Genomic DNA, 19,812 nt, shown 5'->3' with positions numbered 1-19,812 from the left:
AATTAATATTTTTTAGTCTTACGAATTAGCTGTGACAAAACTTTTATTCTCTGCAGTTACCCCCAAACTATTTGATAGCCAAGCGGGAGAGAAAGTCCGACAATCAAATCAATGTTGCGATTATTGATTCTTCTATTCAGCAGCTGCGGCCTCGATTTGATGACCGCAAGCTCGGTTGCATTTTTTTACGCTTTAGAGGCAGATGGCGCCCGATTTGAGAAGGAAAACGGACCGGCTATCAGATCATTTGAACTTAGTGGCACGCCCGTTCAAGAATACCTCGTGTCCGGACATAAGGTATACGCAATGCTCATGGGATCAGGAACTACTTCCACGACAAAAAACGTAACGGCCCTTGTAACTAAATATCCAATTGACCATCTTGTTTCAATAGGCCCAGTGGGCGCGATTTCGGAAGCCTTGACGAGTGATTGGTTTCGAGTTGAGAAAGTTGTTCCTTGGCAGTCAGGAACGTGGACTGAAGCAGGATTCAAGCCAAGACCGACATGGAAAATTCAACTAGAAGAACTTGGTCCGCCGCTTGATCACCCGCCTATATCCGTAGCATCTGGAGACGCTTTTATCGCGTCCGCAACTAAAAGAGAAGAAATAGCTAAAATCACAGGCTCTCAGGTGGTAGATATGAACTTAATAGGAATCATGACAAGTCTCACATCACAACCAATCAATCAGGTTCATTTTCGGATTATTTCCGACAATGCTGACGAGAATGCTTCACAAGAATTTAACGCCTTTCGAAAGAATTACAAAGGTGAAGGAGCTATCATAGCTAAGGCTTGGATCGACCAATTGCCGGAAGACCGCACCTCACCGGAAAACTACAAAAATCTTAGGAAGATTCTTCGCGGGACTTCAGCTCCAACTCCACCAACTCCGCTAAAATCTGCAAAGTAAGATTATCCCGTAAGTTCAACACATAGGCCTCGGAGCCGAGACGCTCATTGAACTGTGAGTTTTCCAAGTCAACATTGAATTCTGTTTCCACAGCCAGAATCAATTCCCTTGTCTGCAACTCGGTGAAGTCCTCGCTAATCTGAGTAAACACCAAAGTCTCAGCTCCGCGAAACGGATACTGAGGAAGTCGAGCCGACGCAACTCTTTGAATTCGCGACAAGAACGATTGCTCCACATGTTCACGGCTCGATTTCGTATCCGATCGCTCTGATGAATCCTGAACTCTCCTTTCTCCAAATCTCCACAGACAATAGACTACCCCCAATATTACAGCCGCTGGTAACCAAAATCGATACGAACCTCTACCTTTTAACATCCTCTGGAAAGAAAACTGAAAAAACGTGGGATGAGAATCACAAACTGTGGTGAAACTGTTGTCGACCATTAAAGCGGAGACCAAATACTCATGCCCTTTCCGCAGAATCTGTAGGCAAAATGAAATTTTAAAGCTACAGACGCTAGGCCTTCTGACAACGAATCTCTTCACCCAAGGGACATGCCCCCCACAATTGGGTTCAACCCTGCCGCATTGTGCAGAACGAGTCGACATGACGGCTGGCGATGGCCCGCTTTCCTAGAAAAATTTTCGATGCCTCCTTGATTATAAGTCACTGATCCTCTAATACAAAGGAAGCTTCACGAGGAGAAAACGATGATAAGCATCACAGAGATTGTTGCCCTCATCTCAGTTATTATCGCCTTTGTATCATTCGCGATTCAGCAGCATTTGACACGGAAACAGAGTCGGATGGACTCGAAGGTGCGGTTGCATGAGGGGACGCGGACTTTGTTACTGACGGCTTTGGATGACCCGGATCTTTTGGGGGCCATTGGGGGTGGTTCGGAGGAAGGCCAGAAGCAGCGGCGGTATCGGCAGCTTTGGCTGAACCATATTGAAATGATATTTCGGCAGCGGGAGCTGTTCGATAAGGCTCACTGGCAGGGCACGCTGAATGATGTGCGGGATTTTATGGAGATGCCGCACATGAGATCTCATTGGGCGACTTATGGGGAATTCTACTCGGCGAACTTTCGGGAGTTCATGGAGAAGGATGTGTTGTTGAAGAAGGTGGAGAAAAGGGTGATGAAGAAGAATGATATGTCGGGGAAAGCTGAGACCTCGCGACCGAAGCCGGAGGCCTCGCTGAAGGCGGCTCAAAGTTCGGAAACTTGAGCCGCGATCTTTTTGGCGGTTTCGAGAGGAATACTCACAAAACCCTCCCCGCTCGGTGCCTTGAGAGCTCGTTCGGCTTCGCTGGTGGGCAGGTAGCCCTGCACGTAGACATTGCCGTCGCTGCCCACGATGGCAGCCGGGCAGGCTCCTCCGCTGCACATTTTTTGTTGAGGACCATTCTCTCCAATAATTTTCTGTATCGTCATAATTTTAGGTAGGTTGCGCCGATCTTCGGCATCTGCTAAAATGAAACAGAATAGACCATTTTGTTTCCCAAGGTGGTCGCAGGAAGGTCAGGCCCAGGATTGTTCGACACACAAGGTAAGCGTCTCTATCTCAATGAACAGGAGAGGAAAAATTTCCGCAAAGCGGTCTCGAGTTTGACATGCCCGGCCAAGCAAGCCTTCTGCCTCACCATCCTTTACACTGGCTGTCGCCCAAGCGAAGCGGCCAATCTTCGCAAAGAGCATTTCGACTTCTCGCAAAAATCAGTCGTCATCAAGACTCTTAAACAACGTGGGGCCCATCGCCTGAGAATCCTCCCCATTCCCAACAAACTCGCATCGCGAGTGGCTCAGCTTACTCACGACTTGCAAGCTGAAGACCAAATCTGGAAGTTCAGCCGGACGACAAGCTGGCGCACCATTAAAACCTGTATGAAAAAAGCCGGAATCACAGGCCCTCAAGCGACCTCGAAAGGTCTCCGCCACGCCTTTGCCACTGCCCACTCCTGCTTGGGCGTTCCCCTGCCAAAAATTCAACGATGGATGGGCCACGAGAACTTCAGTAATACCGCCATTTACATCGATGTTTTAGGGAAAGAAGAACGCAAACTCGCCAGTCGAATTTGGCTCAAAGAAGACCGCTGACAACGAGATCTCACAGAACCGCTGCAGCCGCATATTTTGATCCTTTTCCTTGCTCCAGTAGCTCCTAAAGACTAGTAAAAAGGAAATGAAACAGAATGGTCTATTCTGTTTCATATTCAATATTTATTTACCTATCTCGATTTCTGAGGCCATTCTTACTAAATTTGAGTGTCCACATTGCAACCAAGTTCGGAACCCACTTTCTCACATTCCAATCGACAAAGCTCGTCCGGTAGCAGTCAGGTAAACTCTTTCACAATTTCAGGCTTCAAAGAGCCTATAGGTACTTGCTGAATACCCTTGAACTCAGAACCTATTTTCTTCCTTTCGTTACGAAGTCTCGATAGAAATTTGCTCAGCAAAACCTTCCTCCTTGTCCTCTTCTGAATCTGAAACCCGAAAAGAAATCGTAGATCGCCGTTTGGCGAGCGCGGGATGGGATCTTTCGGACCGGACTCAAGTCGTAGAGGAATACTTCGTGAGCGGACCAAAAGGCTCCGTCTTGGCTGAAAGTCAGACAACATACGGCACTCGAGAATTCAGCGACTACGTTCTCCTTGGAAAGAGTGGTAAACCCTTGGCTGTCGTTGAAGCTAAAAAAACTTCCAAAGACGCCGAACTCGGTCGAGAACAAGCCAAACAATACTGCGAGCGCATCCAAAAACAGGAGGGAGACGCCCTGCCCTTCTGCTTCTACACCAACGGCCACGACATCTATTTCTGGAATCTTGGTCACGCTCCTCCTCAGAAAGTCCACGGCTTCCCGTCCAGAAAAGACCTCGAACGCCTCCTCCATATTCGCGAGCACAAGAAATCACTCACTGACGAACTCATCAACACCGACATCGCCGGTCGTGATTACCAGATGCAGGCGATCCGCTCTGTCATGGAAGGCATCGAACGCAATCGACGCCTCTTCCTCCTCGTCATGGCAACGGGGACAGGAAAGACCCGCACCTGCATTGCTCTCACCGATGCTCTTATGCGTGCGGGCCATGTTCAGCGCGTCCTCTTCCTTGTTGACCGCATTGCACTTCGCACCCAAGCACTCGACGCCTTCAAAGAGCACATTCCTGACGAACCTCGTTGGCCGGAGCTAGGAGAAAAGTCCATCGTAGGAAATCGCCGAATCTACGTTGCTACTTATCCCACGATGCTCAATATCGTGCAGTCGAACGACGAAACCCTCTCCCCACACTTCTTCGACCTAATCATCATCGATGAGAGCCACCGCTCCATCTACAACCGCTACCGCGACGTCCTCGACTACTTCCACGCTATCAAACTCGGACTCACAGCCACTCCTCGAGACATCATCGATCGGAACACCTTCGAACTCTTCGAATGCGAAGACGGCCTCCCCTCCTTCGCCTTCTCCTATGACGAAGCCATCGATCACGTTCCTCCCTACCTCTGCGACTTTAGCGTTCTGAAAATCCAAACCAAATTTCAGAAAGAAGGGATCAGCAAGCGCACCATTTCTCTCGAAGATCAGAAGAAACTCATTCTCGAAGGAAAAGAGGTCGATGAAATCACCTTCGAAGGCTCTCAGTTAGAAAAAGCCGTCATCAATGAGCCCACCAACGCCCTCATCGTGAAACAATTCATGGAAGAGGCCATCAAGGACCCAAACGGCGTTCTTCCAGGGAAAACCATCTTCTTCTGCATGTCGAAAGATCATGCTCGTCGCCTAGAAAGAATCTTCGATTCTCTCTATCCCGAGTACAACGGCGAACTTGCTAAAGTCATCGTCTCCGAAGATCCCCGAGTGCATGGTAAAGACGGCCTCATCAGCCAATTCACCCACAGTGATATGCCGCGCATCGCCATCAGCGTCGACATGCTCGACACCGGTATCGACGTCCGCGAAATCGTGAATCTCGTCTTCGCTAAGCCAGTCTATTCCTACACCAAGTTCTGGCAAATGATCGGTCGCGGCACCCGCCTCCTCGAAGAAAACAAAATCAAAGCCTGGTGCCCCGAGAAAGACTGCTTCCAGATCATCGATTGCTGGGACAATTTCGAATACTTCAAGCTCAGCCCTAAGGGCAAAGAACCCAAGGCCCAAATTCCTCTTCCCGTTCGTCTCGCAGCCGTCCGCATCGACAAAATCGAAGCAGCTCTCGCCTTATCTGAAGAAAACGTCGCATCCAAGGAGGCGGCCACCATCCTCAAACAAATCGAGGCTCTCCCCTCACAATCGGTCACCATCACCGAAGCCCGCAAGCACCTCGAACGATGCCAAGACGAATCATTCTGGAGCACCCTCGACGCCGATAAAATTGCTTTCCTACGCCACGCCATTCAGCCGCTCTTCCGAGTCGTCTCACAAGTCGATTTCAAAGCCATGCGTTTTGAGAAAGACGCTTTAGAAGCCTCCCTTGCTCACATGCAAAAGGACAAAGATAAATACAATTCTCTCGCCGAAAACCTCACCGCACAGATCGCCCAACTCCCTCTATCCGTCAATACCGTCTCCGAAGAGTCAGGCCTCATTCAAAAAGCCCAAACTCCCTACTACTGGTCAAACATGACCGACCAGACATTCGACGACCTTACCAAGCGACTCGCTCCGCTCATGAGCTTTCGCGACAGCCGAGGAGAAGGTGGCCCTGCTCGCTTCAATTTCGAAGATCTCATTGCTACCAAGGAAACCGTAGAATTCGGGCCCGAGCATGAATCCCTCAGTATCGCGAAATACCGAGCCCTCGTTGAGGAAAAGGTGAACGAACTTACTGCGAGCAATCCCATCCTTCAAAAAATCCGCCAACAACTCCCTGTCACCGAGGAAGAAGCTGATACCCTTGCCGCTCAACTTCACGATGAACACCCCCACATCACCCTGAAGCTCCTCCGTCGAGTTTACAGCCATCAACATGCCTCCTTCCTTCGCTTCATCCGTCACATCCTTGGCATCGAAGTGCTCGAAAGCTTCCCGGATACCGTTTCACGCTCTATTGACCAATTCATGGTCGAACACCCCTCATTGAGTAGTCATCAACTTCAATTCCTTAACCTGCTTCGCGATGTTCTCATCGACCGAGGAGGCGTTGAAAAACGAGATCTCATCCAAGCACCCTTCACCGTTATCCACCCCAACGGAATTCGCGGGGTATTTTCTCCCTCCGAGATCAACCAAATCCTTGCTCTTACCGAACGTCTCATCGCCTAAGCCATGCTGCATTTAAATCCAAGACTCAAAGCCCTCATCGACCGCCTCTGGAATCGCTTCTGGGCGGGAGGCATCTCGAATCCGCTCTCTGCCATCGAGCAAATCACCTACCTTCTCTTCATGAAGCAGATCGATGAACTCGATCTCAAGCGCCAGAGCGATGCCGAGTTCACCGGCGACACCTTCACCTCACGCTTTGAGGGCGACTTCTATCTTCCACACGACCAAGCCAAGGCGAACGAACTCCTTGATCCCAAAAACAACAAAACCGCCAAGGCGAAAAGAGAAAACAAAGCTGAACTGAAGAAATTGGCCATCGACAAGCAGACACTTCGCTGGAGTCACTTTCGCAACTGGAAGGCTGATGAAATGCTCCCTCATGTTCAGCAAAAGGTCTTTCCCTTCATCAAGACCCTCAATGGCGAGACCTCTGCCTTCACTCGGCACATGGCCAATGCCGTCTTCATCATTCCCAAGGCCGAACTTCTCAGCAAAGCCATCGCTGATATTGAGGAAATCTACGAGGAGATAGAGCGCGACGCCAAAGAGGAAGGGCACCTCTTCCAAGACATCCAGGGTGACGTCTACGAGATGCTTCTCAGCGAAATCAGCAGTGCAGGCAAGAACGGCCAATTCCGCACCCCTCGCCACATTATCAAGCTCGTCAGCGAATTAGTGAATCCTCAGCTTGGCCATCGCATCTGCGATCCCGCCTGCGGCACAGCCGGTTTCCTCCTTGAGGCTTATCAATACATCATCACCCAGCTTGCCATCCGCAAGGCGAAGAGAGGCGAAACCTTCGAGAAAGACGATGATGGCTTCGTCCGCACCAGCGTCGCCGGGCTCCTCACTCAGAAGAACAAAGACATCCTTGAGCAAGGCCTCCGCGGCTTTGATATCGACACCACCATGGTGCGTCTCGGCCTCATGAACCTCATGATGCACGGCATCGACAATCCTGTCGTCGACTACAAGGACACCCTCAGCAAAAGCTTCACCGAAGAAGGCGGCTACGACATCATCATGGCCAATCCGCCCTTCACCGGCAGCATCGACAAGGGCGACATCAACGAATCCCTCAAGCTCAAGACCACCAAGACCGAGCTCCTCTTTATCGAACGGATTCACACCCTTCTCGTCACGGGTGGCACCGCAGGCATCATCATTCCTCAAGGAGTCCTCTTCGGTGCAAATAAAGCCTTCGTCGACGCACGCAAACTTATCATCGATAAGGCCGAACTCAAAGCCGTTATCTCACTTCCCAGTGGCGTCTTCAAGCCCTACGCCGGAGTCGCTACCGCCATCCTCGTCTTCACCAAAGGCGGCAAGACCAGAAACACCTGGTTCTACAACCTCGAAAACGACGGCCTCTCCCTCGACGACAAACGCCAACGCATCGAAGGCAGCGAGCTTCCTGACGTGGTCGAGAAATGGAACGCTCGTGACCCGAAGAAATGTGTCGGCGACCGCAAAGCCAATCACTTTTTTGTCCCTGTCAAAGAACTAAAGGAGACGAAATACGACCTCTCCTTCAACCGCTACGCCAAAGTCGAACACGAGGAAACAGAGTATGAAGAGCCCGCTGTCATTCTGGACAAACTGAAAAAGATAGAAACCAAGATTCAGGCCGGAATCGAAGAACTGGAGGGAATTTTGAAATGAACATGGAATCCCTAGGGAATATCTTAGAGTCTTCTGGAACTCAACGAGCAGGTAGTGGCGAGTTTCCGATTCTCTCGATCACCATGCGCGAAGGCTTGGTGGATCAGGCACAAAAATTCAAAAAGCGCATAGCCAGTTCAAACACATCAACCTATCGAATTGTTCATCGTGACGAGCTCGTTGTGGGCTTCCCAATTGATGAAGGTGTCCTCGGCTTCCAGCAGCTATATCCGATTGGAATAGTCAGCCCGGCTTATGGTATATGGTGCCTAAAACATCCTGACAGAGTCCACATTCCCTACCTTGAACGGTATTTACGCTCAGACGAAGCTCGCAGCATTTACGCGTCAAAAATGCAGGGTGGCGTCGCTCGTCGTAGGACAATCAAGAAGGACGTCTTCTTAGGCATAGAAATCCCTCTCCCACCCCTCGACGAACAAAAGCGGATCGCGGCGGTCTTGGAAAAGGCGGATGCCCTCCGCCGCCTCCGCCAGCAATCCCTCAACCTCACCGAAAAACTCATCCAATCCACCTTCCTCGACATGTTTGGGGATCCCGTGAGAAATCCGAACAAATGGCAGACAGGATCACTCCAAGATTATGGGAGCTTCAAAAATGGGCTTAATTACAAAAAGGGAGATTCTGGTGTTCGGATACGATGTATAGGAGTGGGTGACTTCCAGAATCATGCAACGATTGAAGACGTATCTGAGATTCTTGAGCTAGAGCTAAAGGAAGCACCGTCTAAGGACTACTTCCTAGAGGATGGGGACCTACTACTAGTTCGCTCGAACGGCAATCGTGCACTTGTTGGAAGATGCTTGAGTGTCTACCCTAGAGAGCAAACCGTGTCATATAGCGGATTCTGTATTCGATACCGGATCACGTCGGATGAATTGAACCCCTCCTACGTCGTCCATCTCTTTAGGAATAAGTCATTCCGCGACTACATGCTGAGCACCGGAAGGGGCGCAAATATCCAAAACATCAGCCAGCAGATGCTGAATGATTTGGACATTCCCATCCCTCCGCCAGAGCGCCAGCAAGAGTTCTCTGATGCAGAAAGAAAAATTCGAGATCATGAAGGTTTATTGCAGAGGGCCTCAGGGTTCGATCAACAACTCTTTCGCTCTCTTCAACAACGCGCCTTCCGTGGCGACCTCGACCTCAGGAATCTGATTCTCGAAGAGGAAGCCGGAGAAATCATCGAAGCTACCGACAAACTCAACGAACTCGTCCACGAAACGCTTCCGAGGACGGTCGGGAGTGGCATTTCACTGAAGGCGCTCAAGCCTTCTGCATCCGTAGAGAAAAAGCTCAAGAGCCAAGACAAAGTCATCGAGGAGAACGAGCAAATCCCTTGGTCACCCGACTATTTCAAATTCCGGCTCCTCGCGAAACAAACAGAAGAGATCTCGATTACGAATCTCATGTCTCAGGCAGAAAGTATATTCACCGAGCCGAACTACGACGCCATCCGCGACATTCTCTTCGACTGCCTCGATCCCGCCCAAGGCGCACCCTTTCTCACCCAAACCTTCGACGAGAATCGCAAGGAAATCATCCTCCAGCCTGCCTAGATGAAACTCCTGCGCCTCAAACTCAACGACACCTTTCGCAGCCTCACCAAGGGCTTCGAAATCCACTTCCTTCGCGAGTGGGAGTTCGAGGACTACGACCAATTCAATCCCTACTGTCTTGCCGGACTCAATGGCTCGGGCAAATCCAACGTCCTAGAAGCGCTCGCTGCGATCTTCTATCATATCGAAGCGATACATCTCGACGTCAAACCTGCCGAGTTCGAGCCAGACCCAGAAACCAAATCCAAAGGGTTCGATTCCAGCGTCTGCACCCCCAACGCCTTTGAACTCGAATACCTCATCCCCGATGATCAGACCCAGAAGAGATCAGCCTTAAACTACTACAAGGCTCAACTTCTCGCGCACATCCGGATCGTCAAGGAGAAGGGCAAGCCTCCCAAAGTCTTTCATAGTCCCAGTTTCCCCGATTTCTCGGACGGAGAAGAACTCGATAGCGTCCAGATCAAATCCTACCTCCCCACCTTCATCCTCGGCTACTCTTCCGGCCACAACGAAATCCTTAGTCTGCCCTTCCTAAAGATGCGCTTCATCCACTTCGATGAATACTGCCATCACCTCCGCGAGTCGACACCCTACAATGGCTCCCCAGAAGGACGAATGATCTATCTCGATGAGCAATACAGCCAAGCCATCCTTCTCTGCCACTACCTCTTCCCGACCGAGGCCATCAAAAAGGTTTTCCGCGAACGAATAAAAATCGAAAGAATCACCCAATTCCGCATCATCATCCGCCGCTGCCAACGCATCGAAGTCTCCGAGCAGCGTCGAAAGACGATGAGCAAGGCGGAACAAGAAAATTCCTTCCTCACTCACCCAGAACTCACCAGCCTGCTTGCAAAAGAAGAAACAGATTCAAACTCTCAACTCGGAGTCCTTGAGAAATTCATCAAATGCTCCACCACCCACTACGAGGACTACAGTGCCCACGAAGATGACGACAGCTATGACCTCTACCTTGACTATTGGATAAATGAAGCCACGCAGGACGCCTTCGCCCTCCACTTCGGAGAAGGAGCTGCCGGCTCCAACGAATCTAACAACCACGCCAATGCCGCCTCAGCCCTGAATCTCTTTCTAGCCTTCCAGACCCTCCTCACTCTCAATACCTACGAAATCGACCCAATCACAAAAAGAGAGGTCTACGAATCAGCCAGTCTCTACGTAAACGAAACGATTTCAACACCCGCTTCTCATGAACGCATCATGCGATTCAAAGACGGCTCATTGAAAAAGACAGGACTCAAAGAGAAGCTCTATATCAAGTCCCTCTCTGATGGAGAATACCAGTTCATCCACACCATCGGCCTCTGCCTCCTCTTCCGCCACAAACCCTGCCTCTTCCTTCTCGACGAACCAGAAACCCACCTCAACCCCGATTGGCGCGCTTCCTACATCTCCACCCTAAGAGATGCTATGGAAGTCAATGACCCCAACCACCCCCCAGTCATGCGGGAAGTTCTCCTCACTTCCCACTCGCCCTTTGTGATTTCCGATTGCAAACAGGATAACGTCCTAGTTTTCGAGAAAGATGAAGAGACAGGAAAAGTCAGCTACGACCGACCGAAGTTCAACACCTTCGGCGCATCAGCAAACAAAATTACCATCAAAGTCTTTGGGCAGGGAGAAACCATCGGTGACTACTCCTTCGCTCAATTAGAAAAACTCCGCGCTCGACTCGAAGCAGGAGAATCTCCCGATCTTCTCATCCGAGAGGCTAACAAACTTCTCGGAGACTCAGTCGAAAAAGTTCTTTTTGTGAATGAAGCAGCGAACACAGAAAATTCTAAATAGGAAAAATGCTTTTTACCTACACATACGTTCCCCACTCACTTGAAGGGCTTCAAGAGTGTATAAAGCACCTCGTGCAAGAAGTCTGGTGCAAAGCTTCTGGCGATTTCGACATTGAGCTTCTTCATCCTGAACTCAAAAAAATCGTCTTAGAGATATTCCACGATGACTCAGTCACGAAAACGAAACTCTTCGAGCCGATCAAAGAAATCTTCGACCTCTTCAAAACTCTCGACCCTGAGCAAAAATCCCAGTTTCAAGATTGGTGCGAAACTAACAACGATATTGAAGCTCTCTGTAAAGCGGATCCAGAGAAGCAACCCGTGACTTACTCTCAGATCACAAAACTTGATTCAAATTTATCAAGAAAACTCAAAGCCTTTTTCAAAATGCTCTACCCCGACGTTCTGAACCTTTCCGCTGTAAGACGAGAGTTCGGATCCGTCTCCGACCATTTTCAACAATTCATCGAAACGAACGACGCAGAGCGATGCCCATGTTGCGGTATCGAAAGACTGAAGAACCAATACAACAAGGGAAAACGGGAGGCTTATGATCATTTTCTCCCCAAAGCAAAATACCCATTCAACACCGTCAACTTCCACAATCTCGCTCCGATCTGCCACGACTGTAATTCAACCTACAAAGGCACCAAAGACCCACTTAAGCGCCGAAATAGCCGCCAATATCGCAAATCATTCTACATTTACGCAACAAATCATCCCGACCTAGAATGCTCTCTCACCCTTCGCAGCAACAAAATCAGTTGCCTGAAGCCGAGCGAAATTGACTTGAATTTTTCAGCATCTGGATACGAAACCGAAATTGAAGCTTGGGATGACACCTTCAATATTCGAGAACGCTACAAGGCAATTTGCTGCGGAAAAAACGATGGAAAATACTGGCTCCAACAAGTTTTCGATGAATCGCAAAAATGCGACGCTTCTCCAAAAGAGATCGCAAAGAAAGTTCACGAGAACGCAAAAAAATATCCTGAGGCGGAAGCTAACTTTTTGAAAAGCCCATTTCTAAAAGCCTGTGAGGAAGCCGGATTGTTTCGACCAAATTCTACTACGAATCCCACCTAAAAGTTCGTTTTTCAATGAGAGACGATCAAATCGAAGACCAACTCAGTCTCCACTAAAGGACCAGAAAACAGTTGCAACTTTTCTACTAAGTCACCTGCAGCCATTCCAAAACATCCGCTTAAGTCTTCCACTCCAACTCCTTCAAAATAGCTCTCTAAGTCGGTTTCCAAATCAACTGGGCTCCCAAGTAGCTTTCCCTCGCTGTGGTATTGGAATAACTGAGAAAACTCTTCCGTATTAAGCAGGATTTTGATGCGGTGTTCGTGGATTTTCATGCTTCCTCACAGGTAGTAAGCCATGGCTTCTTGGTGGGTGATGGTGGGTTCCAACTCATGGAGAACTTTAAGGGCTAACTCATCAGCTTGTTCGCGATTGCCGAGATTCATATCACGCTCGAAAAGGAGGCGCTCTCGCTCGCCTTCGACTTGCAAAATGGCAAGGGCTTGGCCGTAGATGGAAAATTGAATACTGAGGTCGTCTGACTCGGCAGTAGCTTTGCGAAATACTTCGACAAGTCCTTCCCCGTCGAAGTGGACAGCCTTGCAGTGGTAGACGGTGCCGTCGATCTTCTGTTTTTCACAGCGATGTCCGGGGGCTGTTACGATTGAAAGCAGGACCCGCATTCTCCATTCAGTTTCACGATACATCAGGGCCTCCAAAGAGCCATTGTTGGTTCACTTCTTCTGCCGGAGGTATTGATGAGGTGCTTTCGCTGATTGGTTCTGGCTCCTCCGGACTTGAAGCTACTCCTTTCCTAACGAGGTCAAAGGCTTGCTTCATGACCAAGCGACTATCTTCGCCTACTCGGGCCCAATGGATGTTTTTCCAAGACTCATTGACGGTGTTTCGTAAGGTGTCTCCCCAAATGATGTGAGCGGGAATGGCCCAGAGGGTGAGGTTCACGTAGGCCATGTCGCAACCAACTTTGGAAATGTCCTGTGCGGTGACGCGCATCAGATCGACGGCATTGTGAGGGGCGAGTTCTTCGGCTAGAGCGAGTACAATACCACCGCTTCCGCAGGCTGGTTCATTCATGGTGAAAGGAAGTCCCTTCTCGACGATCTCTTCCGTATTCACGGACATCCGCGCCATGAGCTTATTGACTTCTCTTGGGGTGTAGAACTCCCCTCTTTGGTCGCGGCCAGACTTAGCGTTCACCTCGCAATAGTAATGACCCAAGAGATCGGTGAAGGGAAACTCCTCCATTTCGACAACAAGGGCTCCCAGAGCCTTGGCGATATCACCCAACTCTTTGCGCTCATACTTCCCCGCAATCTGGAGATATTCTTCTTCGCGAGTCTGCATCGCTAAAGAACAAGCGGCCATGGTTGCGAAGTCGCGGAAGACTTCCAAGGGGCTGCTCTTACGACGGGCAATCGGTTCTAAGAACTTTCTAAACTCATACTTTGGTTGACGTAGTGCCGTCTCTTCGGCCATTCCTCACTCCTCATCCTCTCGAATCGTCTCAATTCCCCCGATATACCAGAGACCATTTTCACACGCAATAGGGGCTGATTGGAAACCGGCCTTAGAATTGTGACTCCAGTAGTTTCAGATACTGCTTTCATATGGGCAGGCAAGTGATTGATTTCATTAGGAAAAACCAATTCCGAAACTCCACGTCTCGCTAAGCAATTCTTCTCCCGAACTCTCAAAATCCCGATCATCAGGAGCAAATCCCAGCCCTTTTCTGACGCTTCAGGAGGGCGAAGATGGCAGGCTTGAGGTTGAGTTCGCTGCTTTGTGAGCGTTTGATGAGAGCATTGAAGTAAGCGCCGGGGATGCGGGCTGGATTGATTTCGCGCAAGGCAGCTTGATCGGTAAGCATGAGGCAGATGGCGGCTCCCACCCTCCCCATTGTTTGACAAGCTCGGCTCCAACTTCCTTTGCTGATTTGGAGGGTCGTGCGCAAGCGGTCAGCGGCATCCACCAAGTGATATTCGTTCACGGCATTGAGGGTGCGCGGCAGGTATTCGCGAAAGCGAGAGGAGGAAGCATTGAGAATTTGATTGAGAGAAATCTTCCCTGCTCCTGAACCTTGAGAGGTTTCGGTTGGAGTGGAATGGGGTTGAGTCTCCCCTGCTCTCCTTTGGGCTGATGGACTGTCGGTAGGTGAAGAGGTCTCCTTTGAAGAACTGGCTTCTCCTTTTCTCCCCCTCGCCAAGCGATTGGGCGCAGCCCTACTTGTATTCAATTTATTGAATGGGATTTGATTTGTATCTTTGTTGTGAGCGAACTTTTCTTCGTTCTTAGGCGTCTCTTTCTCCGTTTGTGCACAGTCCTGAGCGACGCTTCTCCCCTGCTCTGCCAAGGCTTTGGTGGCAAGATACAGTTCCCGGTGTTCAATAATCATCGTCTTCAAGCGCGAAAGCTTGAGATGAGTGCGAATCTGAATCGCGATGGCCTGATAGCATCCCTCCAGCTTCGCAACCTCTAAGTGTGAGGATTGCTCGGCTGCCTCGGCTAACAAGGCCTTCACTTGGCGGCGATAGAAGGAAATCTGACGCTTCGCTTCCATCCATGAACGCGCATAGGCCTCTTTCTCCTCCAAGAGTTGAGTGAGTTCCTCTTCTCTTTCGGCTAAAGGAGAGAGATCCACTCCGAAGGCGTAGAGGATTTTTCCTGACTGCGTGCAACGTTGCCCATAGCGACGGAGATTACCGCTATCTCTCCAAGTGAGAGCACCAACTTCTGAGAGAGCTTTTTCTAGCTTCTGAATTTGGCGTTCACTGACACCGATATCCAAAGCAGTCTTGGAAAGGGATTGATAGACCACGGGACGAGCCCCCTCCTCCCAATCGCATTCACGAGTGAAGCGAAGGTAATAAGCGAGGAGATCGACCATACGAGGTGTAAAGCCAGCCCCCTTCCCTACTCGCTCGACAAGTTTGAGAAGATGGTAACGATCGGCGGTTTCCAGCAGACCGCCCTCCTCTTCTTGGGTAGACCTGATTGTTTTGAAATTATGTTCCATGGGTATTTCAGCACGACTCCAAAAACCCCTGTGTAAAAGGTTGTAAAAAGCCGCTGCAAGAATCCACGAAACTTGCAGGACAAATCAAACTCTGTTACGATGGCTTTAGTTTTTGAATCAAAGCCTTTGAGGAACCGCCGCGCCAACGGCGGTTTTCTTTTGGAAGTCTCTCGCTCCTCCTTTGATAGTTGGTTTTTCAGAAAGCCGGAAGAATTTCCGACTCAGATTGAGAGCCTATGCAGATTCGGCATCGATTCTCTTCTCCTTTATACCTGATTGAACAGTTTTACACAACCTGTGCCCAGAATCTGATCGCACAGCCCGTGTTCAGTGGTGACCAGTGCACAGACATTGGACATTGAACACCTTTGCACTTTGACAATGAAATCAAGGGGTTGCGGTGCACACTGGCCTGTTCAGCGTTGAACACCTGCGCAAAAGACTGCTCGACTCCACAATGGACAGAAACTTGTTCAGCAGTTGATTCACCTGTTCAACAGTGAACGGAGAGCCTCGACCTCTTGTAAACACGGAGAAAACCTGTTAGAATCGTGTTCACTGATCAACTTTTTCTGCACAGGTGTCCACTCATGTCCTCATCCAAGTTCTCAATTTCTGAAGTTCATCGTATCACGGGAAAATCCCGCACCACGATTAGCAAGCACATGGAGGAGGGCAAACTTTCCTACGAAATGGAAGGCGACAAGAAACTAATTGATGCAGCGGAGCTGATGAGAGTTTACGGAAGCGATTGTGACTTCGAACGAGTGGCCAGAAAGAAGACAACGCTTCTGCCAACTCCATCGGAGCAATCTCCACAAGAATCCGATTTCATCAAGCGACAGCTCGAAAATGAGCGCCAGGAACGCGAGCGCGAGAGGACACAATACCTCAATCAAATTGAGCATCTGCAGGAAGCTTTGGGAGCAGCTCAAGAAGGACACAACCGAGCGACCTTACTGCTAGAAAACAATTCCTCGGGAGGAGGGGCCCTGCAAACAGCTCTGGATGGCTTGGAAAAACGAATGAACCAACAAGAACTCAGCTTACAGGAAGAGAAGGAGCTGGCTCTCAAGCTGCGCAAACAAAACCTTCGCCTTAAGAAAGTCATTCAGATGGAGCGTGAGAAATCGTTCTGGGAACGGCTCTTTGGTGGAAATCGACAGATGGTTTCTCGTCCGGCAAATTCTTGAGAGTAACCTTTCCCAACCGGGCCCGAAACTGACGGGAGGTGACTCCTTTCAAAATACGAACTGGATTGAACGCTTGTTGGCATGAACTGACCAAGACGAGACGCTTGCGACCTTTCATGAGACGAAATCCAAGCTCTTCAATTGCGGAGAGAAGAAGTTCCCCAGCAAGACCAGATTCCCAGAACGATTGCAGTTCAGCCAGCCGAGGAGGGGCTGCGCGTTCGGTTTGGGTTCGTTTTTGTTCACGAGCGAAGCAGTAGAGCTTGGTTTCGCGCTCGTAGTCAGAAGCAAATTTCTGAAGCCTCTTGGCAGCACAATCGACCGAAGCGGCATAACCGGTGAGAGGATGAGCGCGATTGACGATCAGGTGTAAATGAGAGTGTGCGGTATCGTTGTGACTGACCAGCCAAACCTCGTGCTCCTCCAAGCCCAGAGCCCGAAGAGAGCGTAGGGCGACTTCTTCCATGTGCTCTTGATCTGGATCTTGGTCGGGTGCCCAGGATAAAGAATAGGTGAAGACGGGACGCTCGAGCTTGCGTCCGCTCCGGCTGGCTCCGTGCGCTCGCTTGAGGAGTTCGGCGGATTGCACGGTGTGAGCCATGAGACGCCAGGTCTCTTTTCCGAGGTCGGGAAGATTGAGCGCCTTGGACCAGACGACGCGGTCGCTCCCCATTCTATCCTTATCGTGCATGCAGTAGGCAAAGACGCCTTTGAAGCTGCGGCCACAGCGCGAGACTTTGGGAATCATGGCAATTGCTCCTTGGCGGCATGAATGACGATGTCGTGAATGTCGTTGCAGAGCATTTCCACCCGAGGGCTCAAGCGTCCGAAGATGTGAGCGTTGTGCACAAGCTGGTTGAGGTTATTGCCAATGCGTTTGATTTGCGCGATGTAAAGCGGGTCAAATCGGTTCGCGACCTGAAGGGTCACCCGTCCGTCCGAGGTGCGCGCTAAGGCGCGGGCAAACTCGTTAACGGTGAGACCGCATTGTTCGGCTCTGACCCGCAAGGGTTCATACTCGATGTCGTTGAGCCGAAAAATGACCTGGTGGCGTCGCCGGGGAGTGGCTTGGCGGTTGAAGGTTTTCATGGGCAAGGGTTCTCCTCTGTTTGTGGGTGCGAACTCAGAAACACAGTAAACACGCAGGCGGGAGGAGGGGATCAAACGGGGTTCTCCCCTTTGCGAGTGATTCTATGCGAAACATGCGCAGCAATGGTTGCATAGAGACATCTCGCTCCTCGTAGTCGAACGCTTCGATTTCTAGCAAGTAGCGTTTTGTTTGCAAAGAGGGAGTCGATGAGATTTCCACAACCTTAGAACGGTATGTCATCTTCGAGTTCAAATGCCACATTTGAAAGAGATTCAATACGACAATTCCCATTGTCCGTATCCCGACTCGGGCGAATCAATCGAAGCTCTTGCATCTGTGCCGCTCTCCAAATTTCGCGCAAGTTCTGACCTACAATTTGAACCGCCCCCTGTTGTCCGAACTCCAAGATCACTTTATCCCGCACCCATTCTCCTGAAGTGAACGAACTCCAAGGAAGCATCGTTTCACGGAAGGGAGTGGAGACGGTGAGAGTAGGGCAACCCGGCTCCAGTTCAAAACACTCCCTGATTTCAAATTCGTCTTTGATTCGCATTGTTCTTTTTCGCTACTAATCTGATTTGTGCCGCTAGGAGACTGGCCGGATGCCCTTGCGAAGCCCGTGCCACTGCAACTCCTCGCTTCATTCGTCGAATGGCCTCGATTCGCTGGTTTGATTTGACTACACGAGGTGGCATGGATTTCTCCTTTGCCGCCTTGAATGGCTTCGCTTTAGAGATCGAAGGCGGGGTCATCGAGAGAGGCTCGTTGTCGGGAACAATTCCCTGAGCATTTGTTTTCTGCTGCGACTCCCTTTCCCTCTCTTGCGCCTGCTTCACCAAATACTGCACTTCGCTTCGTTGTTCTACGGTGAGACGGTGATGACGGACTTGAGCGACTTGATCTTTGGAGGATGTCGCCATTTTATCTGAACGCCAATCGACGACGAACTCGGAAACCTGTTGGGCCGACGGCTTCGTGCCAAACGCAACCTCGAATTCATCGCGGAATCGCTTCAGGGCTGCGCCTTTGCGGTCCTTGATGAAATACTCGATTCGTTTCTTACTCGGCCGCCGTCCAAAGGTTTGCGTGTATCGCTGTTCAAAGCGTTGTCGCTGAACGGCTCGCTGGCTCATGGCCACTTCGGTAGATTTTCTCATTTCGAGAAGGCGGAAGCCCTCATAATCGCGTTGCGTGCGGTAACCCAGTTGCTGGCAGGCTTTTTCTAAGTCGCGATAGAAGCGGCCTCGAATCCAAGCCTTGCTTTCTTCCGCCATCAACTTGGGTTGGAGAGCAAACCATTGCCCGGTCTTTTGGTCCCAAGTGAGATTGGCAAAAACCAGGTGGGTATGAAGCTGCGGATCGAGAAGGCGGCTGGCATCATGCTTAAATACGGCGGCAACCGTATCTCCAGTGCGGACGTATTCTTCACTGCCATGAAACTTTCCCTTTCGTTCCCGTCGCGCGGCGAAGCTTTCTAAACGAGCGAAAGCTTTCTCGACGCAGTGGTCATAAGCTTCTCGAAGGCGTTCGTCCCCTCCCACTAAGGCTACCACACTGACGCTCTTAGGAGCTGAGACCACAAAGTCATGGAAAGACACCTTGGAATCTCGAGGCCTCAACTTGCCACCGTAATGAGGATGGCGATTGATGGCCAAGGAATCAAAGGCTTGCGCGGTGACTTCCTGACCTTCCAACCCCAAAGCCCAAGCTGACTTCCCGTGCCAGTGACCGATAACGGTTTCGTTTTCAGAATAGTAATCATTAGCAGAGAGGTGCTTGGACATATAACCCTTGCCTCCTCGGATTTGACTGACGGTGATCATTTTTCTCGCTTTAGATTGGAGAGGTCGATGGGTTGGTCAGACTCGTTGTATTCAAAGAGCTTCGTTGCGGATTTTTTGCGCATTCTTCTGGGAGGAACTGAAGTGGTTCTTGCGGGAGGAGGGGGCTTAGACTGCTCCCCTTTCAAGATCCCACGCACTTTGCAAAATTGCTGAACGGCCTGAAAAGATACGGAGACTTCCGTATTTTGAGCCAACCATTGCGCGATCTTCAGATAGGGCCAGTTGAGACCACGCATCTGGGCAATCTGATTTCGCCACGGCTCCAAACGGCTCTTGTTGATCGCCTGATAGGGTTGGAAGTTTTCCTGCACTCTGCCATCGGAAGCGCAGAAAAACGCTCGCCGCCCCGTTGAAATCGTCTTGAAAAGCATTTGAAGACGAG

At 50.3% G+C, this 19,812-nt stretch carries 18 protein-coding genes; 9 read left to right on the top strand and 9 right to left on the bottom strand.

What is annotated here, in order from left to right; translation table 11 throughout:
- Window positions 1-111: 111 nt before the first annotated feature.
- On the top strand, window positions 112-915 hold the full coding sequence (locus IE099_RS12065) for a phosphorylase family protein (protein WP_189570192.1): 804 nt from the start codon (window positions 112-114) through the stop codon (window positions 913-915).
- A gap of 712 nt (window positions 916-1,627) precedes the next feature.
- Complete coding sequence (locus tag IE099_RS12060) at window positions 1,628-2,149, top strand: DUF6082 family protein (protein ID WP_189570191.1); 522 nt, start codon at window positions 1,628-1,630, stop codon at window positions 2,147-2,149.
- Here IE099_RS12060 and IE099_RS12055 read toward each other — a convergent pair.
- A complete protein-coding gene (locus IE099_RS12055; protein ID WP_189570190.1) occupies window positions 2,131-2,355 on the bottom strand; it encodes a hypothetical protein in 225 nt (74 codons plus the stop codon). The two genes, IE099_RS12060 and IE099_RS12055, sit on opposite strands and share 19 nt — an antisense overlap.
- Window positions 2,356-2,454: 99 nt before the next feature.
- Here IE099_RS12055 and IE099_RS12050 point away from each other — a divergent pair, with 99 nt between their 5' ends.
- The 6 genes from IE099_RS12050 to IE099_RS12025 all read left to right on the top strand — a co-directional run bounded on the left by IE099_RS12050 (window position 2,455) and on the right by IE099_RS12025 (window position 12,329).
- Window positions 2,455-3,018 (top strand): tyrosine-type recombinase/integrase, encoded by a 564-nt coding sequence (locus tag IE099_RS12050; RefSeq protein WP_189570189.1) that lies wholly within the window; start codon window positions 2,455-2,457, stop codon window positions 3,016-3,018.
- 373 nt (window positions 3,019-3,391) lie between these two features.
- Entirely contained in the window at window positions 3,392-6,190 is a 2,799-nt protein-coding gene (locus tag IE099_RS12045) for a DEAD/DEAH box helicase family protein (RefSeq protein ID WP_189570188.1), read from the top strand.
- Window positions 6,191-6,193: 3 nt separating this feature from the next.
- Window positions 6,194-7,852, top strand: a complete 1,659-nt coding sequence (locus tag IE099_RS12040; RefSeq protein WP_189570187.1) for a class I SAM-dependent DNA methyltransferase — start codon at window positions 6,194-6,196, stop codon at window positions 7,850-7,852.
- Entirely contained in the window at window positions 7,849-9,432 is a 1,584-nt protein-coding gene (locus IE099_RS12035) for a restriction endonuclease subunit S (protein ID WP_189570186.1), read from the top strand. Before IE099_RS12040 ends, IE099_RS12035 begins: the two co-directional genes overlap by 4 nt.
- Window positions 9,433-11,244: a restriction system-associated AAA family ATPase gene (locus IE099_RS12030; protein WP_189570185.1), complete on the top strand. Its 1,812-nt coding sequence runs from the start codon at window positions 9,433-9,435 to the stop codon at window positions 11,242-11,244.
- A 5-nt stretch (window positions 11,245-11,249) separates the two neighbouring features.
- Window positions 11,250-12,329, top strand: a complete 1,080-nt coding sequence (locus tag IE099_RS12025) for a hypothetical protein (RefSeq protein ID WP_189570184.1) — start codon at window positions 11,250-11,252, stop codon at window positions 12,327-12,329.
- A gap of 11 nt (window positions 12,330-12,340) precedes the next feature.
- Here IE099_RS12025 and IE099_RS12020 read toward each other — a convergent pair whose 3' ends face one another.
- From IE099_RS12020 to repC, 4 genes are all read right to left on the bottom strand, one after another.
- Window positions 12,341-12,604: a hypothetical protein gene (locus IE099_RS12020; RefSeq protein ID WP_189570183.1), complete on the bottom strand. Its 264-nt coding sequence runs from the start codon at window positions 12,602-12,604 to the stop codon at window positions 12,341-12,343.
- A gap of 6 nt (window positions 12,605-12,610) precedes the next feature.
- The gene (locus tag IE099_RS12015) at window positions 12,611-12,976 is read right to left on the bottom strand and encodes a hypothetical protein (protein ID WP_189570182.1); all 366 of its coding nucleotides are present in this window, start codon (window positions 12,974-12,976) and stop codon (window positions 12,611-12,613) included.
- Entirely contained in the window at window positions 12,966-13,766 is an 801-nt protein-coding gene (locus IE099_RS12010) for an N-6 DNA methylase (protein WP_189570181.1), read from the bottom strand. Before IE099_RS12010 ends, IE099_RS12015 begins: the two co-directional genes overlap by 11 nt.
- Before the next feature lie 229 nt (window positions 13,767-13,995).
- Window positions 13,996-15,303, bottom strand: coding sequence for a plasmid replication protein RepC (gene repC, locus IE099_RS12005; protein ID WP_189570180.1), 1,308 nt, complete (start codon window positions 15,301-15,303; stop codon window positions 13,996-13,998).
- 590 nt (window positions 15,304-15,893) lie between these two features.
- On the opposite strand from repC, the gene IE099_RS12000 reads away from it, so the two are divergent.
- Entirely contained in the window at window positions 15,894-16,496 is a 603-nt protein-coding gene (locus IE099_RS12000; RefSeq protein WP_189570179.1) for a hypothetical protein, read from the top strand.
- Here the strand turns inward: IE099_RS12000 and IE099_RS11995 are convergent.
- From IE099_RS11995 to mobF, 4 genes are all read right to left on the bottom strand, one after another.
- Window positions 16,411-17,244 carry a relaxase/mobilization nuclease domain-containing protein gene (locus tag IE099_RS11995; RefSeq protein ID WP_189570178.1) on the bottom strand — a complete coding sequence of 278 codons (834 nt, stop codon included), beginning with the start codon at window positions 17,242-17,244 and terminating at the stop codon, window positions 16,411-16,413. The two genes, IE099_RS12000 and IE099_RS11995, sit on opposite strands and share 86 nt — an antisense overlap.
- Window positions 17,241-17,585, bottom strand: coding sequence for a plasmid mobilization protein (locus IE099_RS11990; protein ID WP_189570177.1), 345 nt, complete (start codon window positions 17,583-17,585; stop codon window positions 17,241-17,243). The genes IE099_RS11995 and IE099_RS11990 overlap by 4 nt, the downstream gene beginning before the upstream one ends.
- A 224-nt stretch (window positions 17,586-17,809) precedes the next feature.
- On the bottom strand, window positions 17,810-18,139 hold the full coding sequence (locus tag IE099_RS11985) for a hypothetical protein (protein WP_189570176.1): 330 nt from the start codon (window positions 18,137-18,139) through the stop codon (window positions 17,810-17,812).
- The gene (mobF, locus tag IE099_RS11980; protein WP_194598387.1) at window positions 18,117-19,409 is read right to left on the bottom strand and encodes a MobF family relaxase; all 1,293 of its coding nucleotides are present in this window, start codon (window positions 19,407-19,409) and stop codon (window positions 18,117-18,119) included. The genes IE099_RS11985 and mobF overlap by 23 nt, the downstream gene beginning before the upstream one ends.
- Between the last annotated feature and the right edge of the window lie 403 nt (window positions 19,410-19,812).

It is taken from the genome of Roseibacillus persicicus (genome assembly GCF_014651675.1).
Lineage (GTDB): Bacteria > Verrucomicrobiota > Verrucomicrobiia > Verrucomicrobiales > Akkermansiaceae > Roseibacillus > Roseibacillus persicicus.
The sequence above is the reverse complement of the archived record's forward strand: the minus strand, read 5'-3'. Positions and strand labels throughout refer to the sequence as shown.